Source organism: Pseudonocardia sp. (genome assembly GCF_025465255.1).
Lineage (GTDB): Bacteria > Actinomycetota > Actinomycetes > Mycobacteriales > Pseudonocardiaceae > Pseudonocardia.
Map to the genome: position 1 here is coordinate 107811 of NZ_JAODNI010000092.1, position 20610 is coordinate 128420.

Below are 20610 nucleotides of genomic sequence, written 5' to 3' on the forward strand. Positions count from 1 at the left end.
CAATGGTGCGATGACCGCTGCCACCACCGAGCCGGCGCCCGTCCCTTCGCTCGCGGGCTTCACCGTCGGCGTCACCGCCGCGCGCCGGGCCGAGGAGCTGGGCACGATGCTCGAGCGCCGCGGCGCGTGCGTCCAGCACGGCCCCGCCATCCGCATCGTGCCGCTGGCGGACGACGCGGACCTGCTCGACCGCACCCGTGCGCTGGTCGCGAACCCGCCGGACGTCACGGTCGCGACGACCGGGATCGGCTTCCGCGGCTGGGTCGAGGCGGCCGACGGCTGGGGCATCGGCGAGGCTTTGCTCGCCGCGCTCGGCAAGGGCGAGCTGCTCGCCCGCGGGCCCAAGGCGCGCGGGGCGATCCGGGCGTCCGGGCTGACGGAGAAGTGGTCGCCGCCGTCCGAGTCGTCCGCGGAGGTGCTGGAGTACCTGCTGGAGGAAGGAGTCGACGGCCTGCGGATCGCGATGCAGCTGCACGGCGAGCCGCTCCCGGACGTCGTCGAGGCCCTCGAGCTGGCCGGCGCCGAGGTCGTCCAGGTGCCGGTCTACCGCTGGGTGCCGCCCGCGGACCTCGGCCCGATGGACAGGCTGACGGACTCCGTCCTGGCCGGCGGCGTCGACATGCTGGCCTTCACGAGCGCGCCCGCCGCCGCGAGCCTGCTCGCGCGCGCCGCCGAACGCGGGGTGAAGGACGAGCTCGTCGAGGCGATGCGCGGGCCCGTCCTGGCGTTGTGCGTCGGCCCGGTGACGGCGGCGCCGCTGGAGGCCGTGGACATCCCGACCCTGCAGCCCGCCCGCTCACGGCTCGGCGCGATGGTCCGGACGCTGGAGGCCGAGGCGCCGACCCGGGCGCGCCGGCTGCCGGTCGCCGGGCACTGGCTGGAGCTGCGCGGCCACGCCGTCCTGGTCGACGGCGAGCTGCGCAGCGTGCCGCCCACCGGCATGTCGATGCTGCGCGTCCTCGCCCGCCGGGCCGGCCGGGTCGTGACCCGCGCGGAGCTGCTCCGGGCGCTGCCCGGCGGTGGCGACGACGAGCACGCGGTCGAGACGGCGATGACCCGGCTGAGGTCATCGCTCGGCACCCCGAAGCTGGTCCAGACCGTGGTCAAGCGCGGCTACCGACTCGCCCTGGACCCCGGGGCGGGGCCCGCACCGACCGGTGGTCACTGTGTCTGAACCGCACGCGTCGCTGCTGCTGGTGGCGCACGGGAGCCGGAGCACGGCGGCGGACGAGGTGGTCCGCGAGATCGCCGCGGCCGCCCGGGAGCGGCTGGACGGCGCGGACGTGCGGGTCGCCTACGTGGACGTCCGCACGCCGACCGTCGCGGACGCTGTCGCGGGGCTCCGGGCGGACGGTCTGCACGGCGCCGTGGTGCTCCCGGCGTTCCTCGCCTCCGGCTACCACGTGCGGACGGACCTGCCGGCCCAGCTCGCCGAGGCGGGCGCGGACCCGTCGCGTTTCGTGGTGACGCCCGCGCTCGGCCCGGATCGCCTGCTCGCCGAGGCCGCGCTGGCCCGGCTGCGGGACGCGGGCCTGCGTCCGGGGGACGCGGTCGTGCTCGCGGCCGCGGGCTCGTCGGACCCGGCAGCCCTCGCCGAGGTGCGCGCGACGGGCCGGATGCTGGGCTCGCTCCTCGGTCGACGCGTGAGGGTCGGCTTCGCGGCCACCGCCGCCCCGAAGATCGACGCGCTGGTCGACGGCCTGCGACGGGCCGGGGAGGACCGGATCGCGGTCGCCTCCTGGCTGCTCGCGCCGGGGGTGTTCCACAGCCGGATCGAGGACGGGGGTGCGGACGTGGTCGGGGCGCCGCTGGGAGCACACGAGGACGTCGTGGGAGCGGTCGTCGCCCGCTACCGCGCGGGAGTCGAGGCGGGGGCCGCGGCGGCCTGACCCGGCACTCGCGCCCGGACCGCTCCGGGCACTCGTGGGGCTTCGATGCCGCGCGGCAGCACGAAAGCGGCATGAGTGCCGCGGCTCAGCGCCGCCGGTGTTCCTTCGGGAGCCTGCCGTCCACCAGGAGGACACCTTCGGCGCGGAGCCGTGCCGCCTGCTCCTGCGCGATGTGCGGGGCGCAGGTGCCGTTCGCCCGCAGGACCCGGTGCCAGGGCAGGTCGTGGCCGTCCTCGGCGAGGATCCGGCCGACGAGCCGGGCCGAGCGGATCCCCGCCCGCGCCGCGACCTCGCCGTAGGTCGACGTCCGGCCCGGAGGGATCGCGGCGACCACCTCCCGGACCCGTTCGAGGACCTCCTCATCCATCCAGGAACGCCCGCACACGGTCCGCCACCTCGGCGGTGCGCTCGAGGTAGAGCATGTGGCCGGCGTCGATCTCGGTGAGGGTGAACGCGTCACCCAGCTCGGCCCGGCACGCCGCGACCCACTCCGGCCGAACGAAGTCCTCCTGCGCGGCCGGGAGCAGCAGCGTCCGCACACCGACCGGCGGGACGACGGCGGGCCGGGCCATCTCGCTCCACGCCGCGACGACGGCCGCCCGGCAGAAGCGCCACGCCCACTCCTCCCCGCGCGGGACGAGGTGGTCCGCGATCTCCGCGTCGAGCAGCGCGTCCGGCACGTTCTTCCAGCTCTGGGCCTTGTCGGCCCGCGCGACGTCCTCGTCCGGGAACACCTCGTCCGGCCGGGTGCTCTCGGCGGCCTCGAGCATGTCCTGCGGGTCGAGACCGATCGCGGGGTCCAGCAGCACCAGCCGGGACACCCGCTCCGGTGCGCGCCGGGCCAGATGCGCCGCGACGGCTCCGCCGAACGAGTGCCCGACCACGACGGCCTCGGCGAGCCCCTCGCGGTCGAGCACGGCGAGCACGTCGGCGACGTGCTGTTCGAGGCCCCACGACGGAGCCCACGGGGAGCGGCCGTGGCCGCGCAGGTCGGGGCACAGCCAGCGCAGCCCGGGCAGCGCGGCGGCGAGCGGCCGGAACCGCAGCCCGTGCCCGGTGACGCCGTGCAGGGCGAGGACGGTGCGGCCCTCCGGCGCGCCGAGCTCGTGGACGTGGAGCGACATGGGAGGGATCGTGCCAGCCCGGTCCGACGATTCCGGAGCCCGCGGCGGAACTGTCGGTGTCGCGTGGTCGAATCGACACATGGCCCGGACGGAGAGCGCACCCGCAGGCGGCCGGGCCGTGGCCCGGCCCGGTCCGCTCCTCGTTCGCGCGCCGCGGCCGGAGGTCCGCGTCCCCCGGTGGGACGAGCAGGCCCGCGCGGTCCTGGAGCACGATCGCGGCCCGCTGCGGGTGGTCGGCGGCCCCGGCACGGGGAAGACCGCGCTGCTGCTCGAGGCGGTGGCGAAGCGGGTCCGGGAGGGGATGGACCCGGAGCGGATGCTGCTGCTCGTCGGGAGCCGGCGTGCGGCCGTCGAGCTGCGCGAACGCCTGACCGGGCTGCTGCACGGCGGGCTGCCGGATCCGGCCGCGCTCGACGCGCGCACATCCCGCGAGCTGCTCGCCCGCACCGTGCACTCCTACGCCTTCGGCGTCCTGCGCCTGCATGCCGCGCGGAACGACGACCCGCCGCCGCGGCTGCTGGCCGGAGCCGAGCAGGACGCCGTCGTCCGGGACCTGCTCGGCGGGGAGCTCGCGAACTGGAACGGCAGCGTGCCGGACTCGGGCTGGCCGGAGCGGCTGCGCCCGGCGATCGGCCTGCCCGCCTTCGCGAACGAGCTGCGGGAGCTGCTGCTGCGCGCCGCCGAGCGCGGCCTCGGTCCGGAGGAGCTCTTCACCCTGGGCGAGCGGCACGAGATGCCGGAGTGGGTGGCGGCCGGGCGGTTCTTCCGCACCTACGAGCACGTGATCCTGCTGCGCGGCGCCGCGGGCCGGGGTGCACCGCAGGCCACCGCGCCCGCGCTGGACTCCGCGGAGCTGGTCTCCGCGGCGCTCGACGCGCTGGCGTCGGACCCGGAGCTGTTCGCGGCGGAGAGCCGACGGGTCCGGCACCTCTTCGTGGACGACGCGCAGGACCTCGATCCCCAGCAGATGGAGCTGGTCCGCGTGCTGGCCCGCACCGCGCAGAGCACCCTGCTCGCAGGCGATCCGGACCAGGCGGTGCTCAACTTCCGGGGCGCCGATCCGGGCGGGTTGCGGGCGGTCGAGGCGCCCACGGCGGTGCTCACCGTCGATCACCGGCAGGCGCCCGCGGTGCGCGCGGCGTCGGCGCGGCTGGCGCGCAGCCTGGCCGGGTCGGGGGAGGGGCGGGTGCGGGTCCCGCCGCCGGTCGACCCGGGCGCACCCGAGCCGGATCCGGGGTCCGTGCTGGTCCGGGTGTTCTCCTCGCCCGCGGCGGAGGCGGGGTGGATCGCGGACCGGCTCCGCCGCGCCCACCTCGTCGAGGGGGTGCCGTGGTCGGACATGGCGGTCCTGTCCCGCTCCGCGCGTCGCACGCTGCCCGCGCTACGCAGGGCCCTGGTCGCGGCCGGGGTGCCGATCGCGGCGCCGCCGGACGAGCTGCCGCTGGCCCGCCAGCCGGCGGTGCTGCCGCTGCTGCTCATCCTGCGCTGCGCCACCCGCCCGGACGAGATCGACGCGGACGTCGCGACGGCCCTGCTCACGTCGTCCCTCGGCTCGGGGGACCCGATGCGGATGCGGCGGCTGCGCCGGGGCCTGCTGAAGCTGCACGCCGCGGCCCGGACGGCACGTCGCGCCGCGGAGCCGCCGCTCGATCCCGATCCCGGGAGCGGCACCGCCATCCCGGGTACCTCCCACTCCCAGGATCGTGATCACGGCCGTGAGCCGGTCGGCGAGCGCCCCGCGTCCGCCGCCGACGACCCCGTCCCCGACGACGCCGAGCGCGCCGGGAGCGACCCCCTGCTCGTCGACGCCCTGCGGTCCGCCGCGGCAGGCCGGCCGGACCCGCTGACGGCCCTTCCCCCCGGGGACTCCGCGCCCCTGCGGGCGGTCTCCCGCCTGCTCGCCACTGCCGCGGGCGCGATCCGCGAGGGGCAGAGCGTGGAGGAGGTGCTCTGGCGGGTCTGGCGGCAGTCGGGGCTCGCCAAGCGCTGGGGCGAGGCCAGCTCCCGCGGCGGCCCCGTCGGCGCGCACGCGGACCGGGACCTGGACGCCGTCCTCGCCCTCTTCGACGCCGCCGCCCGCTACACGGACCGACTGCCGGGCGCGGACGTCGAGGGCTTCACGTCCTACCTCACGGACCAGCAGCTGCCGGGGGACACGCTCGCGGACCGCGCACCCCGCGGGGAGTCCGTCGCCCTGCTCACGGCGCACGCGGCGCGCGGGCGGGAGTGGGAGGTCGTGGCGGTGCCGAGCGTGCAGGAGGGCAGCTGGCCGGACCTGCGGCTGCGCGGCAGCCTGCTCGGCAACGAGCGCCTGGTGGATCTGGTGGCGGGGGTCGCCGAGCCGGCGGGCGCGCACGGGACGGTCTCCCGGGTCGCGCCGCTGCTGGCCGAGGAACGCCGGCTGTTCTACGTCGCGTGCTCCCGGGCGAGGTCGCGGCTGCTGGTCAGCGCGGTCCAGGGGGAGGACGAGCAGCCCTCCCGTTTCCTGGACGAGCTGGATCCGGTGCCCGCCTCCGCGCTGGAGGGGCGGACGGTGCACCGGCCCGGCCGCGCCCTGGTGCTCGCCGAGCTGGTCGGCGAGCTGCGCCGGGCCGTCACCGCGCCGGACCACGGTGACCCGGAGGCGGCCGCGAGCCGGGCCCGCGCGGCCGCCCAGCTCGCCCGGCTCGCCGCCGAGAACGTGCCCGGCGCGCATCCGGACGAGTGGTACGGGGTCGCGCCGCCGTCGTCGGACGCGCCGTTGCGCGCCCCCGGGGCGCTGGTCCCGATCTCGCCCTCGGACATCGAGCTGATCAACTCCTGCCCGCTGCGCTGGGTGCTGCAGCGCCACGGCGGGGACGAGACGGGCGCGCTGTCCGCGGTCACCGGCTCGCTCGTGCACGCGCTGGTCCAGGCCGGCGCGGCCGGGGCGGATCCCGCCGAGCTGGAGGCCGCGCTGCGCACCGCCTGGGACCGGCTGGACGCCGGCGCGCCCTGGTACGGCCGCCGTGAGCTGGCGCGGGTGCGGGAGATGCTCGCCGGGTTCGACCGCTGGCTCGCCGAGAGCCGGGCCGAGGGGCTGCGGCTCGTCGCCGTCGAGCAGGCGGTGCAGCTGGACATCGCGGCCGAGCCGGACGTCGCGGGGGACGACCCCGGGAACGACGGTGCCGGGACGGAGGAGGAGCCGCCGACCCGGCGCAGCGTGCGGCTGCGCGGCCGGGTGGACCGCCTCGAGGTCGACGCGGAGGGCCGGCCGGTGGTCGTCGACGTCAAGACCGGGAAGACCGCGGTCAGCGCGAAGACGGCCGCGGAGCATCCCCAGCTCGCCGTCTACCAGCTCGCGACGGCCCTGGGCGCCTTCTCGGATCTGGTCGGGGAGGCACCGCCCGGGGGAGCGCGGCTCGTCTACGTCGCGGACCGCTACGCGTCGGGCAGGCCCAAGGAGCCGATGCAGGAACCCCTGGACTCCGAGACGGCCGCCGAGTGGCGGGACGTCGTGTGGCGGTGCGCAGAGGAGACGTCCGGGACGGCCTTCGTCGCGCGCGTCGGGCCGGACTGCGAACGTTGCCCCGTTCGGACTAGTTGCCCTGCGGTGTCAAGCGGCCGTTCGGTCGTATCAAGTTAGGCCACTCGTGAGGCAACCTTCCGGGGTCACGCCGCCTGCTCCCTTTCGTCGCTGCTAGGCCTCCGACCAGCGAAAACGTGACAGGCGATGATCGTCGGGCGGGGTACGGTGGCCCGGCACCGAGGCGCTCCCCCGAACCTCGCGCGGCCGTTCTCCCCCGGCCGCCTCCTCGGCGCCAGAAGGAGGCGGTCCCCCGTGTTCTCCCCTCGTCCGCGCGCACTCGGCGCGGGCCTGGTCGTGGCCCTCGCCGCGCTGCTCACCGGCTGCGGCAACGCGCCCGAGCTGCCCACGGGACCCGTTCCCCAGGGGCAGGTGCTGGCTGCGCCCACCACCACCGCCGCGCCCACCCCGGCGCCGACGACCACCGCCGCGGCGCCCACCACGACCACCCCGCGCAGCACCACCAGCCGTCCGCCCCGGACCAGCACGACCGAGCGCACGCCGGTCGCCGTGCCGGCGGCGGCCGAGGCGGACCCGGTCGCCTGGCGGCCGGCAGGCGGGGACGAGTTCGGCGGAGCCCTGAACAAGGGCACCTGGAGCGCCTACGACTCCGGGGGCGGGTTCGGCAACGGCCTGCGCAAGCCCGACGCGGTCAGCCAGGCGAACGGGATTCTGACCATCACGGGCACGGCCCACGAGGGTGACGGCGTCTCCGGCGGTGTCCGCTACGCCGACGGGCAGCTCTACGGCCGCTACGAGTTCCGGGCCCGCACGGACCGCGGCAAGGGCTTCAGCGCGGCGATCCTGCTCTGGCCGGACTCCGAGCAATGGCCGCGGGACGGCGAGCTGGACATCATGGAGGCCCCGACGCCGAACCGGGACGTCGCGCACACCTTCGTGCACTACGCGGTCGGGGACTCGGACCGTTCCGTGCACGGGGCCCATCCGGGGGACTACACCCGGTGGCACACCTTCCGGATGGACTGGCTGCCGGACCGGATCACCTGGTACGTCGACGGGGTCAAGCGCTTCGAGACCACGGACAGGACGGTCATCCCGACGAAGCCGATGCACCCCACGATCCAGCTGGACCAGGGCCCCAAGGCGAACTGGATGGACGGGCCGGACGAGTCGACGCCGGCCGAGGTGAAGCTGCAGGTGGACTGGTTCCGTATCTACGAGGCCCCCTGATTCCTGTCGGTGCGGTCGGGTAGACAGGGCGCGTGACGTTGACGGAGGTGGCCCTCGAGCCCGCGGTTCTCTCGCGGGCCCTCGGCCTGCCCCCACCCACCCCCGAGCAGGCCGCGGTGGTCGCGGCCCCGCCCCGTCCCGCCCTGGTCGTGGCCGGCGCCGGGGCCGGGAAGACCGAGACCATGGCCGCCCGCGTGGTCTGGCTCGTCGCCACCGGGCAGGTGCTGCCCGAACAGGTCCTCGGCCTCACGTTCACCCGCAAGGCCGCGCAGCAGCTCGGCGCCCGCGTCCGGTCCCGGCTGCGCCGCCTGGCCGGCTCCCCGCTGCTCGACGAGCTGGACCCGGGCGGCAGCCTGCGCGCCGCGCTGCTCGCGGGCGAGCCCACGATCTCCACCTACCACGCCTACGCCGGACGGCTGGTCGGCGAGCACGCGCTGCGGCTGCCGACGGAGCCCGCGTCCCGGCTGCTCGGGGAGACGGCGGCGTGGCAGCTCGCCCACCGCGTCGTCTCCACCTGGGCGGACGACCTGGACGTCGACCGCGTCCCGGCCACCGTCACCGGCTACCTGCTCTCGCTCGCCGGTGAGCTGGGGGAGCACCTCGTCGAGCCGGAGGACGTGCGCCGGCACGCCGAACGCCTGGTCGCGATGATGGAGAACGCCCCCCGCGGGAAGGGGCAGAAGGCCGAGCCGTCGCAGGGCTACAAGGCGTGGATGGCCGCCCAGCGGCTGCGCGTCGAGCTGCTGCCGCTGGTGGAGGCGTTCGCGTCGCGCAAGCGGGCGGAACGGGCGATGGACTTCGCGGACCAGATGGCGATCGCGGCGAAGGTCGCGCAGAGCCGGCCCGAGGTCGGGGAGATCGAGCGCTCGCAGTTCCGGGCCGTGCTGCTCGACGAGTACCAGGACACGGGCCACTCGCAGCGCGTGCTGCTACGGTCGCTGTTCGGCCGGGTACCCGGCACCGCGCCGCGGGACGAGCCGCTCTCCGTCACGGCGGTCGGAGACCCGTGCCAGTCGATCTACGGTTGGCGCGGCGCGAGCGCGGGCAACCTCGCCCGCTTCCGCACGGACTTCCCCCAGCCGGACGGCCGCCCCGCCGAGGAGTACGGGCTGCTCACGAGCTTCCGCAACCCGCCCGAGGTGCTCACGCTGGCCAACGCCGTCTCCGAGCCGCTGCGTGCGTCGGGCGGGGGCACCGAACCCGGGGCCGTCGCCGTCGGGGAGCTGCGGCCGGGGCCCGCGGCCCGCCCGGGCGACGTCCGGATCGCGTTGCTGCCGGACGTCACCTCCGAGGTCGCCTGGCTCGCGGACGGGATCGCGGGTCACTGGCACGGCCGGGTCGACGCGGGCGAGCCCCCGCCGACGGCGGCGGTGCTCGTCCGCCGCCGCTCGGACATGGACGCGATCGCGGTCGCGTTGCGCGAGCGCGGGCTGCCCGTCGAGGTCGTCGGGCTGGGCGGCCTGCTGGACACCCCCGAGGTCCGGGACCTGGTCAGCGCGCTGCGGATCGTCGCGGACCCGCTCGCCGGACCCGCTGCCGTCCGGCTGCTGACGGGCGCGCGGTGGCGGCTCGGGGTCGCGGACCTGGCGGCCCTCTGGGCCCGGGCGCGCCAGCTCGTCCCCGCCCTGCCGTCGCGTCCGGGACCGCTGTCCCCGGCGGAGCTGGCGCTGGGCGCGCTGCCGGGCGAGCAGGCGGAACAGGCCGGGCTCGTCGACGCGCTGGACGACCCCGGGGACGCCGAGCGCTACTCCGCGGCGGGGTTCGAGCGGATCCGGCGGCTGGCCCGCGAGCTGTCCTGGCTGCGCTCCCGCGCGTCGGCGCCGCTCACGGACCTGGTTGCGGACGCGGAGCGGATCCTGCTGCTGGACGCGGAGACCGTCTCGCGTCCGGGGCCCGTCGGGCGCGCCCACCTGGACGCGTTCGCGGGAGTCGTGGCGGACTTCGCCGCGGGCGCGGAGGTCGCGAGCCTGCCTGCGTTGCTGGACTACCTGGAGACCGCCGAGAAGGCGGAGGACGGGTTCTCCCCGGGCGAGGTCGAGGTGGCGCCGGACCGGGTGCAGATCCTCACCGTGCACTCCGCGAAGGGCCTGGAGTGGGAGGTCGTGGCCGTCCCGCACCTCGTCGCGCAGGTCTTCCCCGGCCGCAAGATGTCCGGCAGCTGGCTCAAGGACCCGTCCGAGCTGCCCGTCCCGCTGCGCGGGGACGCCGACGACCTCCCCGGCCTCTACCTTCCGCCGGCGCCGGACCGCAAGCAGATCGAGCAGGCCCTCAAGGAGCACGACGCCGGGCTGGACGCGCGCCGGCTCGTCGAGGAGCGGCGGCTGTTCTACGTCGCGCTGACCCGCTCCGAGCACGTCCTGTTCTGCTCCGGGCACCGCTGGGGCGCGACGGGGGAGAAGCCGCGCCGGCCGTCGGCGTTCCTGGAGCAGCTGCGGGAGGTCGTCGGGGCGGAGGGGGTGGAGCAGTGGGCGCCCGAGCCCGAGCCGGAAGACGTCAATCCCGTCACTGCCGAGATCGTGACGGCCGAGTGGCCGATCGATCCCCTCGGCGTGCGATCGCCGGACGTCCACGCGGGTGCCGAGATGGTCCGCGAGGCGTTACGGACGCGCGAACGGGCCCGCCGCGCGGAACGTCGCCGCTCACGGGAGCCCGAGGAACCGCAGCTCAGCTTCGAGCTGGAGGATCTCGAGCCGTCGGAGGAGCCGGATCCCGAGGGCTGGGCCGCGGACGTGGACGTGCTGCTGGCCGAGCGCGCCGCCGCGGCTGCCCGGCCGTCGGTGGCGTTGCCCGCGCAGGTGTCGGTGAGCCAGCTCGTCGAGCTCGCCGCGGATGCGGACGCGCTGGCCGCCCGGCTGCGCAGGCCGCTCCCGCTCCCGCCCAACCCGCACACCCGGCGCGGCACGGCCTTCCACGCATGGCTGGAGCAGCGCTTCGGCGCCGAACGCCTGCTGGACCTCGACGAGCTGCCCGGCGCGGCGGACGAGGAGGCCGCGGGGGACGACACCCTCGTCGAGCTGCAGGAGGCGTTCCTCGCGTCCGCCTGGTCGGACCGGGTGCCGCTGGAGGCCGAGGTCCCGTTCGAGACGGTGCTGGCCGGGGTCGCGGTGCGCGGCCGGATGGACGCCGTGTTCGCGGACCCGGACGGCGGCTTCACCGTCGTGGACTGGAAGACCGGGGCGGTCCCGGAGGACGCGCGGCTGCCCGCGGTGAGCGTGCAGCTCGCGGTGTACCGGCTGGCCTGGGCCGCGCTGGCCGGGGTGGACCCGTCGACGGTCCGGGCGGCCTTCCACTACGTCCGCCCGGACGTCACGCTCCGGCCCGCGGACATGCTGGACGCGCCCGGGCTCCACGCGCTGCTCCGTTCCCTTCCGGAGACCGGGGGATAGTCACCGGCCCGGCCGCGGAGCTCGGCGAATCCCACGGTTCCGTCCGGGACGACCGCCTCGAACCGCGTCGCGGTTCGAGGGAGCCCTACGCTCGCGCTCGTGACCGGAAAGATCGTGCTGTTCGGAGCCACCGGCTACACCGGTGGCCGCACCGCGGAAGCCATGGTGTCCCGGGGCCTCGCGCCCGTGCTCGCCGGCCGGGACCCCGCGAGGCTCGACGCGCTCGCCGCCCGGCTCGGCGGACTCGAGACGGCCCGGGCGGACGTCACCGACGTCGCGTCGGTACGGGCGCTCGTCGGCGGGGAGGACGTCCTGGTCAGCACGGTCGGGCCGTTCGCGGAGCTCGGCGGGGCGGCCCTGGCGGCGGTCGTCCGGGCGGGCGCCACCTACCTGGACTCGACGGGCGAGCCGCCGTTCATCCGGGAGGTGTTCGAGCTCCAGGGGCCCGCGGCCGAGCGCAGCGGCGCCGCGCTGATCCCCGCCTTCGGCAACGACTACGTGCCCGGGGTCCTCGCCGGTGCCCTCGCGCTCCGGGACGCGGGACCGGAGGCCGACCGCGTCGACGTCGGGTACTTCATCGCCGGCGGCGGCCGCGGCCAGCCGTTCTCCCGCGGCACGCTGGACTCGCTGATCGGCGTCGCGACGGAGCGGGCGTACGCGTGGCGGAACGGCGGCCTGACGGCCGAGCCCACCGGCGTCCGGATGCGCTCGTTCGAGGTCGCCGGCCGGCAGCGTCCGGGCGTCACCATCGGTGCCACCGAGCAGTTCGCGCTGCCCGCGCTCGCCCCCGGCCTCTCGACGGTCGACGTCTACCTGGGCTGGTTCGGCCCGGCGAGCCCGGTGGTGCACGCGGCCAGCCGGATCACGCCGTTGCTGGACCGGGTCCCGGCTCTGGGTCGCGCCGCGACGCGGGTGGCCCGGCTCGCGGCGTCCCGGGCCTCGGCGGCGCCGTCGGCGGAGAACCTGGCCCGCAGCACCTCGCACTTCGTCGCCGAGGTCTTCGACGCCACCGGCGCGCTGCTCGCGCGCACCCGGCTGGTCGCCCCCGAGGCCTACGCGATCACCGCGGACCTGCTCGCGTGGGGCGCCGGCCGGGCGCTCGAGGGCGGGGTACAGGGTACCGGCACGCTCGACCCGGTCGCCGCCTTCGGGCTCGACGTGCTGGAGAAGGGCGCGGCCGAGGCCGGGATCGTTCCCGAGGGCTAGGAAGCGCCCCGGCGCTACCGGCGGCCCTCCGGAGGACGGGCGATCCGGAGCGCCCAGACGACCAGCGGGACCTGCAGCGGGAGCCGGCCGTAGGCGATCGCCCGCTCCCGCGGGAACCGGCCCGACCAGCGCAGGGCCATGGACACGTTGGCCGGGAACACCGCGACGAACAGGGCCGCGGCCGCATACCCGCCGAGCCGTCGGGTGCGCGGCACGGCGAGCGCGGCGGCGACGCCCAACTCGGCGACCCCCGACGCGTACGTCCAGGAGCGTGGCTCGCCCGGCAGCGACCTCGGCACGATCGCGTCGAAGAAGCCCGGCCGCGCGAAGTGCCCGACCCCCGAGACGCCCAGTAGCCCGGCGAGCGCTGCCGCCGCGGGCCGGAATGATCTCGATCGGCTGCTCATCGCGGCGATGCTGTCACCGCCGCGACGTCGTGCCGGCCGAGGGACTCCGAGGAGGGGCGGGTCAACTACGCGAGGGGGACGAACTGCCGCTAGTCTCCGCGCCGTGCGTGATCGGCCGAGCCGTACTCCCGTCGATCAGCAGATCGTCGGGGTCATCCGCATGCCCGACTCCGCCGAGGGCCCGGTCTTCGCGCTCGTCAAGCGGCTGCTGATCGCCCTCGCCGCCCTCTTCGGCGCGGCGCTGATCGTCTACGTCGGTCGCGACGGCTACGTCGACAACAACGGCGAGGGCGCGATCTCGTTCAACGACGCCCTCTACTACGCCACGGTGTCGCTCTCCACGACCGGCTACGGGGACATCGTCCCGTACACCGCGACCGCCCGGCTGCTCACCACGATCGTGATCACGCCGTTGCGGCTGCTCTTCCTCATCGTCCTCGTCGGTACCACCGTCGAGCTGCTCACCGAGCGCTCCCGGCAGTCGTTCCGCATCCAGCGCTGGAGGTCACGCGTGCGCGACCACACCGTCGTCGTCGGCTACGGGACGAAGGGCCGGGCCGCGGTCGAGACGCTGCTCGGCGACGGTACGGAGCCGGACCACATCGTGGTCGTGGACACCGACCGCGCCCAGCTCGACGCCGCCTCCGCGCTCGGCCTGGTCACCGTCACCGGCAACGCCACCCGGTCGTCCGTCCTGCGGATCGCGGGCGCCCACCACGCGTCGGCCATCGTCGTGGCGACGAACAGGGACGACACCGCCGTCCTCGTCACCCTGACCGCCCGCGAGCTCGCGCCCAAGACCCGGATCGTGGCTTCGGTGCGGGAGTCCGAGAACGTGCATCTGCTGCGCCAGTCCGGGGCGACATCGGTGATCGTCTCGGCGGAGACGGCGGGCCGGCTGCTCGGGGTCGCGACGCGCACGCCGAGCGTCGTCGAGGTCATCGAGGACCTGCTGACGCCGGACGCGGGCTTCGCGATCAGCGAGCGCGAGATCGAGGAGTCCGAGGTCGGGGGCTCCCCGCGGCACCTCGGTGACATCGTGCTGGGCGTGGTCCGCGGGGACAAGCTGCACCGCGTCGACGCGTCCACCGTCGACGCCCTGGAGCGGGGGGACCGGCTCCTCTACGTCCGCAAGGCGAGCCCCGCCGACGAGGACTGAGCCCCGCCGACGAGGACTGAGCCCTCAGGCCCGGGGGAGCCGGAGCGCGAATGCCGCCCCGCGACCGTCGACCGGCTCGACGCACCCCAGATCTCCGCCGTGCGCCCGCGCGATCCCGCGGGCGATCGCCAGGCCCAGGCCCGCGCCGCCGTCGTCCGCCGAGCGCGCCTCGTCGAGCCGTACGAGGCGTTCGAAGATCCGTTCCCGATCGGCGGGGGCCACCCCGGCACCGTCGTCGGAGACGGTCACGATCCCCGGCGCCCGGACCCGCACCTCGATCCGGCCGGTCGTGTGCCGGCGGGCGTTGTCCAGCAGGTTCGCGAGCACCTGGGCCAGGCGCGGCGCGTCCCCGGGCACGACCACCGGATCCCCCTCGAGCTCGACGGCCACCTGCGGGGCCAGCAGCCGCACGCGCTCGACCTCCGTGCGGGCCAGCTCCAGCAGGTCGACCGGTTCGCGTCGCAGCTCGATCCCGGCGTCGAGGCGCGCGAGCACGAGCAGGTCGTCGACCAGCCGGCCGGCGCGGTGGGTCTCGCGCAGCAGGAGCAGGTGCAACCGGTCCCGGTCCTCCGCCGCCAGCCCGGGGGCGATGGCCGCCTCCGCGGCGGCCTGCACCCCGGCCAGCGGGGTGCGCAGCTCGTGCGCGGCGTCGGCGACGAACTGGCGGGTCCGGGCCTCCGACGCCCGCGCGGTCGCCTCCGCCCCCTCCAGCTCGTCGAGCATCGCGTCGAAGGCCGCGGCCGTGCGGCCGAGCTCGGTGTCCGTGCGGGTGGGGGCGAGCCGGCTGCCCCGGTCCCCGCGGGTGATCGAGCGGGCGAGCCCGGTCATCGCGTCGAGCGGGGCCAGCGCGACCCGGGTCGTCGCGAGGGTGATCAGCCCGGCGAGGACCAGCGCGCCGACGCTCAGCAGGAACAACGTGCGGCGCAGCCGTCGCTGGACGGTGGAGACCTCGTCCTCGTCGCCGACGAGGGTGAGCGTGGAACCGTCCGGCAGGGCGCTCCGCACGACCCGGTCCCCGTTGCGCGTATCCGGGACCCGCCCGCGGCCGCCGCCTCCCGGGCCGTCCCGGTAGATCGTGCCGTCGCTGCCGGTCACGAACGCGCGGACGCCGGGGCTCTCGACCTGACGGACGAGCTCGCCCTGCCGCACCCCCTGCTCGACGAGCTGGGCGGCGACCCCGGCGCGGGCCTGCAGCCGGGTGTCGAGGTCGGACCTGGTCTGGGCGGCCACGAGGACGTCGGTCAGCACCCCGACGACCAGGAGCACGACGGCGAGCACGACCATGCTCAGCGCGGTGACCCGGCGGCGGAGCGAGACGGTGCGCAGCGCGGAGGGCCTGCTCACGGGGCGTCCGTGCGCAGCACGTACCCGAGGCCGCGCACGGTGTGCAGCAGCCGCGGCTCGCCGAGCTTGCGGCGCAGCGCCGAGACGTGCACCTCGACGAGGTTCGGGTCGTAGTCCGTGTACCCCCAGATCCGGGTCAGGATCTGCGTCTTGCTGACCACCCGGCCGCGCTGCGCGGCCAGGTACTCCAGCAGTCGCAGCTCCGTGGCCGTCACCTCCACCGGCCGCCCGCCGCGCCGCACCGATCCGGCCGCGGCGTCCACGACGAGGTCCCCGATCTCCACGGTGCTCGGGGTGCGCCCCATCCGGCGCAGGACCGCGGTGACCCGGGCGGTGAGCTCGGCCAGGGCGAACGGCTTGACCACGTAGTCGTCCGCGCCGGCGTGCAGCCCGCGCAGCCGGTCGTCGACGCCGTCGCGCGCGGTGAGCATGACGACGCCGGCGTCGCTGGTGCGCCGGACCACCTCCAGCAGGGCGAACCCGTCGCGGCCGGGAAGCATCACGTCGAGGACCACGAGATCGGGCCGGTAGCCGTCGAGATCGTCCTCCAGGGTGCGCCCGTCCGGGCGGCCGGTGGCGTCGAAACCGGCCTCCGCGAGTCCCGTGAGGACGGCGGCACGGATCGCCTCCGCGTCCTCGACCACCAGCACCCGGGCTCCCACCCGGCCATTCTCCGCTGCCCCTCCTGAAGATCGGCTGAAGGACACCCGCGCCTTCAGGTTCCGCTCAGGCGGGCGCCCGACGCTGAGGTCATGAGCAGTGAGAACGAACCCGCCGAACAGGTCGCGGCCCCGGCCGCCCGCCGCCGACGTCCGTCGAAGCGCTGGTCGATCGGTGGCGGCGCGGTGCTGGCGGTGCTGATCCTCGGCGGGGTGGTCGCGGCACTGGTGATCCCCGGCGGCGGCCACGGACGCGGCGGCCCCCGCGGTGGTGACGTCGGGCTGACGGCCGCCGAGGACGACCTGGGCGGCTCCGACCTCCTCGGCACCGGGCCGGGGGAGGACCGCCGCGGCGGCGGCCGGGACCGCGACACCCGCGGGACCGGCGACGACACCCTCCTCGTCGGCGTCGTGAAGAGCACGGCGAGCGGCAGCCTCGTCGTCACCCGGGACGGCGGCGGGGACGTCACCGTCCGGACCGACGACCGCACCCGGGTCCGCGGCACGGCCACCGCGCTCGCCGACCTGACCGCGGGCGAGCGGGTCGTCGTCCGGGTGACGGGGACGGGGGACACCGCGACCGCCGTGGCGGTCCAGGCCCCGAAGGCCCGGCTGACCGGCACCGTCACCGCCCTCACCGGGGACCGCGCCACCGTCGTCGAGGCGGGCGGGCTCACCGGGACGGTCGATGTCTCCGGCCTGACCGACAAGCCCGCCGTCGGCACGCTGGCGCTCTTCACGGGCACGCCGACCGAGAACGGCACGGTCCTCAAGGCGGAGACCTCCCGCACGCTGCCCGTCACTCCCTGACGGCGGGACGGCGCACCCCGTAGGGTCGACGACCGTGCGTCTGGCGACCTGGAACGTGAACTCCGCGAAGTCCCGGCTCCCGCGGCTCCTGCCCTGGCTCGACGAGCGGGCCCCGGACGTCGTCTGTCTGCAGGAGACCAAGCTGTCCGACGCGGACTTCGCGGAGACCTTCGACGCGGTTCTCGCCGAGCGCGGCTACCAGGTCGCCCACCACGGGCAGGGCCGCTGGAACGGGGTCGCGCTGCTCTCCCGGGTCGGCCTCGACGACGTCGTGCGCGGCCTCCCGGACGAGCCCCGGTTCCCGGACGAGGACGCCGCACCGGACGCCCGGGCCGTCACCGCGACCTGCGGGGGACTGCGCGTGACCTCGGTGTACGTGCCCAACGGCCGCGCCCCCGAGGATCCGCACTACGCCTACAAGCTCCGCTGGCTCGAGGCCCTGCGCACGATGGTCGCGGCCGGCGACGCCGCGACCACGGTCGTCGCCGGGGACATGAACATCGCCCCGACCGACGCGGACGTGTGGGACCCGGAGCTGTTCGTCGAGTCCACGCACGTCACCAAGCCCGAGCGGGACGCGCTCGCCGCCCTGCAGGCGACCGGCCTGCGCGACGTCGTGCGGGACCGCTGGCCGGACGAGCGCGTCTTCTCCTACTGGGACTACCGCGCCGGCCGCTTCCACAAGGACCTCGGGATGCGGATCGACCTGGTGCTCACCGGGGACGCGGCGACCGGGCGGGTGCAGGCCGCCTGGATCGACCGCAAGGCGCGGAAGGGTACCGGCCCCAGCGACCACGCACCGGTGATCGTGGACCTGGACGAGGCACCGGACGGGGACATCGGGCCGGTCGTCCCGCCGCCCAGCGCCCGGCGGTGACCGGGGCCCGTCCGGGCGGTTGAACTCCCCGGCAGCGGGTAGCACCTGGCGTGACCGACATCGCCGAGCGCCCCCTGGCCGACCCGTCCGACCGTGTCCTCACCGTTCTCGACCCGAGCACCGGCGAGGTCGCCACGGAGTTGCCCGTCGCGGACGAGCCCGCCGTCGCCGACGCGCTGGCGTCCGCCCGGGCCGCCCAGCCCGGCTGGGCCCGGACCCCCGCCGCGGAACGAGGTGCGGCGCTGCGGGCCGCGGCGGCCGCGGTGCGCGCCGCGGCGGACGAGCTGGCCGAGCTCAACACCCGGGAGACCGGCAAGACACGAGACGACGCCCGGGGCGGGATCGAGGCCGGAGCCGGCACCCTCGAGCAGTACGCCGAGCTGGGACCGGTCCACCGCGGCCGCAGCCTGCAGGGCGGATGGGGCGCAACGGACCTGATGGTCCCGGTGCCGCGCGGCGTCGTCGCCGTCCTGACCCCGTGGAACGACCCCGTCGCCGTCGCCGCGGGTCTGCTCGGCGCCGCGCTCGTCACCGGCAACACGGTCGTCCACAAGCCGAGCGAGCGCTGTCCCGCGACGGGCCGCCGGTTCGCCGAGATCCTCGCGGACCACCTGCCGGACGACGTCCTGCGCATCCTGGACGGGGACGGCACGGTCGGCGCACGCCTCGCCCGCAGCGACGAGGTCGACGTCGTCGCGCACGTGGGGAGCACGGCGGCCGGCCGCGCGATCGCCGAGGCCTGCGCCCGCACCGGTGCCCGCGCGCTGCTGGAGAACGGCGGCAACGACCCGATGGTCGTCGACACCGGGGTGGACCCGGCCTGGGCGGCGGAGCAGGCCGCCCTCGGGTCCTTCGCGAACGCCGGGCAGATCTGCGTCTCCGTCGAGCGCATCTACGTGCACCAGGACGTCGCCGAGCCGTTCCTCGCCGAGCTGACCGCCCGGGCGGGGGAGTGGGCGGACCGGATCGGACCGCTCGTGGACCGGCGGCAGCGCGACCACGTCCACGACCACGTCCGCGCTGCGGTGGCCGAGGGCGCCGAGGTCCGCACGGGCGGCGAGCTGCCGGATGGGCCCGGTGCCTACTACCCGCCGACCGTCCTGACGGGCTGCACCCCCTCGATGGCGGTGCTGCGCGAGGAGACCTTCGGCCCGGTCGCGCCCGTCCGCGTCGTCCCCGACTTCGACACCGCGCTCCGCGAGGCCGCCGACGACCGGTACGGGCTCGCGGCCGTGGTGCTGACCCCGGACATGGGGCACGCGCAGCGGGCCTGGCGGGAGCTGCCGGTCGGCACGGTGAAGATCAACGCTGCGTTCGGGGGCGCTCCCGGTGGCGCCGCGCAGCCGCGCCGGGCGAGCGGGCAGGGCTTCGGCTACGGGCCCGAGCTCCTGGACGAGATGACGACCACGACCGTCGTCCACATCGCACCGCCGGGGCCGTGAGTTACCCCTCCTGGCGGTGGCGCAAACGGGTGGACCAACTGGTCCACCCGATGGAGGCCACGGAGTTGCGCGGAGCCGTCGCGCCGCGTACCCATCGGCCGTGAGCACAACTCGGGGGAACCACATGACCACTCGCTCGGCCCGCCTCACGGCCGGCACCCTGCTCGTCGCGGTCGCGCTGACCGGGGCCGCGGCCTGCTCGTCGGGCGAGCAGGCGCCCGCCGCACCGACGCCGGGCGCCGTCGCGCCGCCGAACCCCGGCGACGCCACCGGCCAGGCCACCGACGCGGCCCGCCAGGCGTTCGGCCAGGCCAACCAGGGCGCGCTCGCGCTCGTCGCGCTGGGCGGCCTCGGCACGGACAAGGGCGTCGGCGACCAGGTCAAGGGCCTCGCGCCGGACGTGACCAGCCAGGGACAGGCGCTGCTCGACCAGATCAAGCAGGCGGCCACGGCCCAGGGTGTCGCCCTCGGCGACCAGCTCGACGCGCAGACGCAGGCTCTGGTCGCGGACCTTCAGTCGCGCTCGGGGCAGCCCTTCGACACCGCTTGGCTGCAGGCCGCGAACTCGCTCATCGAGCAGGCCCGCACCGCTGCCAACACCGTGCTGAACGACCCGAACGCCTCTGCCGAGGCGAAGGCCGCGGCCCGGGACGCGCTCGCCAGGCTGGACGCGCTCGCCGCGCAGGTCGGGTCGGCGTCCTCGTCCGCGGGGGCCTCGACGCCCGGCTCGGTGAACGCGGGGACGGGCGGCCAGGCCGCAGCGTCGTCCGCGGAGAGCGCCCCGGTGCTCCCGCTCGCCGTCGGCGGGCTCGGCATCGTGCTGATCGGTGGCGCCGCCGCATGGACGCGCCGCTCCCGCTCCGACGCCTGACCCGGTGAGCCCGCGGCGCCGGTGGCCGGCCGCGTTCCTCGCCCTGTGCGGGGCGGCGCTCCTGGTCACCGGCGTCGTGCTGTTCGTGGACGGCCAGGCGGCCCCGCGCGTCGAGGCGACGTCCGTCGGCGACGTCCCGCTGGCGACGACGAGCGCGTCCGCGGCGCCGCGGGCCTTCGTCGGCGAGGTCCCCGCCCGGCTCGACCTGCCCGGACGCGCCGTCACCGCGCCGGTCGTGCCCGTCGGCACCGGCCCGGACGGCGCGCTCGTCATCCCGGACCCGCCGCAGACCGTCGGCTGGTGGGCACCGGGAGCGCTGGCGGGTTCGGGTTCCGGGACGGTCGTCGTCGCGGGGCACGTGGACTCCCGGCTCGAGGGGATCGGCGCACTGGCGGTCCTGCCGGTCCTGACGGTCGGGGAGGAGGCCGTGCTGACCGGCGAGCGCGGCGCCGTGCTGCGGTACCGGGTCGTCGCGCGTCGGGAGTTCGTCAAGGCCGCGCTGCCGCCGGACACCTTCGATCGGACCGGCGCGCCGAGGCTCGTCCTCATCACCTGCGGCGGCCGCTTCGACAGCAGGATCCGGAGCTACGAGGACAACATCGTCGTCTACGCCGAGCCCGTCCCCTGACCGCTCACGCACAGGTTCACGGGTCGGCGCACAGGTTCCGACCTGTGCGCGAGCGCGTGAACCCGTGCCTGAG

17 protein-coding genes are annotated in these 20610 nt (G+C 76.2%); 12 read left to right on the plus strand and 5 right to left on the minus strand.

Annotated features, from left to right (window positions below):
* The first annotated feature begins 10 nt into the window (after window positions 1-10).
* Together JWP64_RS10410 and JWP64_RS10415 are read left to right on the plus strand one after the other, a co-directional pair.
* Window positions 11-1174, plus strand: a complete 1164-nt coding sequence (locus JWP64_RS10410) for a uroporphyrinogen-III synthase (RefSeq protein WP_297495247.1) — start codon at window positions 11-13, stop codon at window positions 1172-1174.
* Window positions 1167-1889: a sirohydrochlorin chelatase gene (locus JWP64_RS10415; protein WP_297495250.1), complete on the plus strand. Its 723-nt coding sequence runs from the start codon at window positions 1167-1169 to the stop codon at window positions 1887-1889. Before JWP64_RS10410 ends, JWP64_RS10415 begins: the two co-directional genes overlap by 8 nt.
* Window positions 1890-1974: 85 nt before the next feature.
* Here the strand turns inward: JWP64_RS10415 and JWP64_RS10420 are convergent, their stop codons facing one another.
* Both JWP64_RS10420 and JWP64_RS10425 read right to left on the minus strand, forming a co-directional pair.
* On the minus strand, window positions 1975-2256 hold the full coding sequence (locus JWP64_RS10420) for an MGMT family protein (protein ID WP_297495253.1): 282 nt from the start codon (window positions 2254-2256) through the stop codon (window positions 1975-1977).
* A complete protein-coding gene (locus JWP64_RS10425; protein WP_297495257.1) occupies window positions 2249-3013 on the minus strand; it encodes an alpha/beta hydrolase in 765 nt (254 codons plus the stop codon). The genes JWP64_RS10420 and JWP64_RS10425 overlap by 8 nt, the downstream gene beginning before the upstream one ends.
* Before the next feature lie 79 nt (window positions 3014-3092).
* Between JWP64_RS10425 and JWP64_RS10430 the strand changes: the two genes are divergently transcribed.
* The 4 genes from JWP64_RS10430 (at window position 3093) to JWP64_RS10445 (ending at window position 12340) form a co-directional block, all read left to right on the plus strand.
* Window positions 3093-6617 (plus strand): ATP-dependent DNA helicase, encoded by a 3525-nt coding sequence (locus JWP64_RS10430; protein WP_297495260.1) that lies wholly within the window; start codon window positions 3093-3095, stop codon window positions 6615-6617.
* Window positions 6618-6812: 195 nt separating this feature from the next.
* Window positions 6813-7748, plus strand: coding sequence for a glycoside hydrolase family 16 protein (locus JWP64_RS10435; protein WP_297495264.1), 936 nt, complete (start codon window positions 6813-6815; stop codon window positions 7746-7748).
* A gap of 38 nt (window positions 7749-7786) precedes the next feature.
* Window positions 7787-11134 carry an ATP-dependent helicase gene (locus JWP64_RS10440; RefSeq protein WP_297495365.1) on the plus strand — a complete coding sequence of 1116 codons (3348 nt, stop codon included), beginning with the start codon at window positions 7787-7789 and terminating at the stop codon, window positions 11132-11134.
* A gap of 99 nt (window positions 11135-11233) precedes the next feature.
* Window positions 11234-12340: a saccharopine dehydrogenase NADP-binding domain-containing protein gene (locus JWP64_RS10445; RefSeq protein ID WP_297495267.1), complete on the plus strand. Its 1107-nt coding sequence runs from the start codon at window positions 11234-11236 to the stop codon at window positions 12338-12340.
* Window positions 12341-12354: 14 nt separating this feature from the next.
* Here JWP64_RS10445 and JWP64_RS10450 read toward each other — a convergent pair whose 3' ends face one another.
* Complete coding sequence (locus JWP64_RS10450) at window positions 12355-12747, minus strand: MauE/DoxX family redox-associated membrane protein (protein WP_297495270.1); 393 nt, start codon at window positions 12745-12747, stop codon at window positions 12355-12357.
* A 160-nt stretch (window positions 12748-12907) separates the two neighbouring features.
* Here JWP64_RS10450 and JWP64_RS10455 point away from each other — a divergent pair, with 160 nt between their 5' ends.
* Window positions 12908-13906 (plus strand): TrkA family potassium uptake protein, encoded by a 999-nt coding sequence (locus tag JWP64_RS10455; RefSeq protein ID WP_297495274.1) that lies wholly within the window; start codon window positions 12908-12910, stop codon window positions 13904-13906.
* A 24-nt stretch (window positions 13907-13930) separates the two neighbouring features.
* On the opposite strand, the gene JWP64_RS10460 is transcribed toward JWP64_RS10455, so the two are convergent.
* Window positions 13931-15250 (minus strand): HAMP domain-containing sensor histidine kinase, encoded by a 1320-nt coding sequence (locus JWP64_RS10460; protein ID WP_297495277.1) that lies wholly within the window; start codon window positions 15248-15250, stop codon window positions 13931-13933.
* On the minus strand, window positions 15247-15912 hold the full coding sequence (locus tag JWP64_RS10465) for a response regulator transcription factor (RefSeq protein ID WP_297495279.1): 666 nt from the start codon (window positions 15910-15912) through the stop codon (window positions 15247-15249). Before JWP64_RS10465 ends, JWP64_RS10460 begins: the two co-directional genes overlap by 4 nt.
* A 90-nt stretch (window positions 15913-16002) precedes the next feature.
* On the opposite strand from JWP64_RS10465, the gene JWP64_RS10470 reads away from it, so the two are divergent.
* The 5 genes from JWP64_RS10470 to JWP64_RS10490 all read left to right on the plus strand — a co-directional run bounded on the left by JWP64_RS10470 (window position 16003) and on the right by JWP64_RS10490 (window position 20537).
* Window positions 16003-16719: a hypothetical protein gene (locus JWP64_RS10470; protein WP_297495282.1), complete on the plus strand. Its 717-nt coding sequence runs from the start codon at window positions 16003-16005 to the stop codon at window positions 16717-16719.
* 34 nt (window positions 16720-16753) lie between these two features.
* Entirely contained in the window at window positions 16754-17596 is an 843-nt protein-coding gene (locus JWP64_RS10475; protein WP_297495285.1) for an exodeoxyribonuclease III, read from the plus strand.
* A 50-nt stretch (window positions 17597-17646) separates the two neighbouring features.
* Window positions 17647-19038 (plus strand): aldehyde dehydrogenase family protein, encoded by a 1392-nt coding sequence (locus tag JWP64_RS10480; RefSeq protein WP_297495288.1) that lies wholly within the window; start codon window positions 17647-17649, stop codon window positions 19036-19038.
* A gap of 124 nt (window positions 19039-19162) precedes the next feature.
* Entirely contained in the window at window positions 19163-19909 is a 747-nt protein-coding gene (locus JWP64_RS10485; RefSeq protein WP_297495291.1) for a DUF4142 domain-containing protein, read from the plus strand.
* Between the two features lie 4 nt (window positions 19910-19913).
* Window positions 19914-20537: a class F sortase gene (locus JWP64_RS10490; RefSeq protein ID WP_297495293.1), complete on the plus strand. Its 624-nt coding sequence runs from the start codon at window positions 19914-19916 to the stop codon at window positions 20535-20537.
* Window positions 20538-20610: the final 73 nt, after the last annotated feature.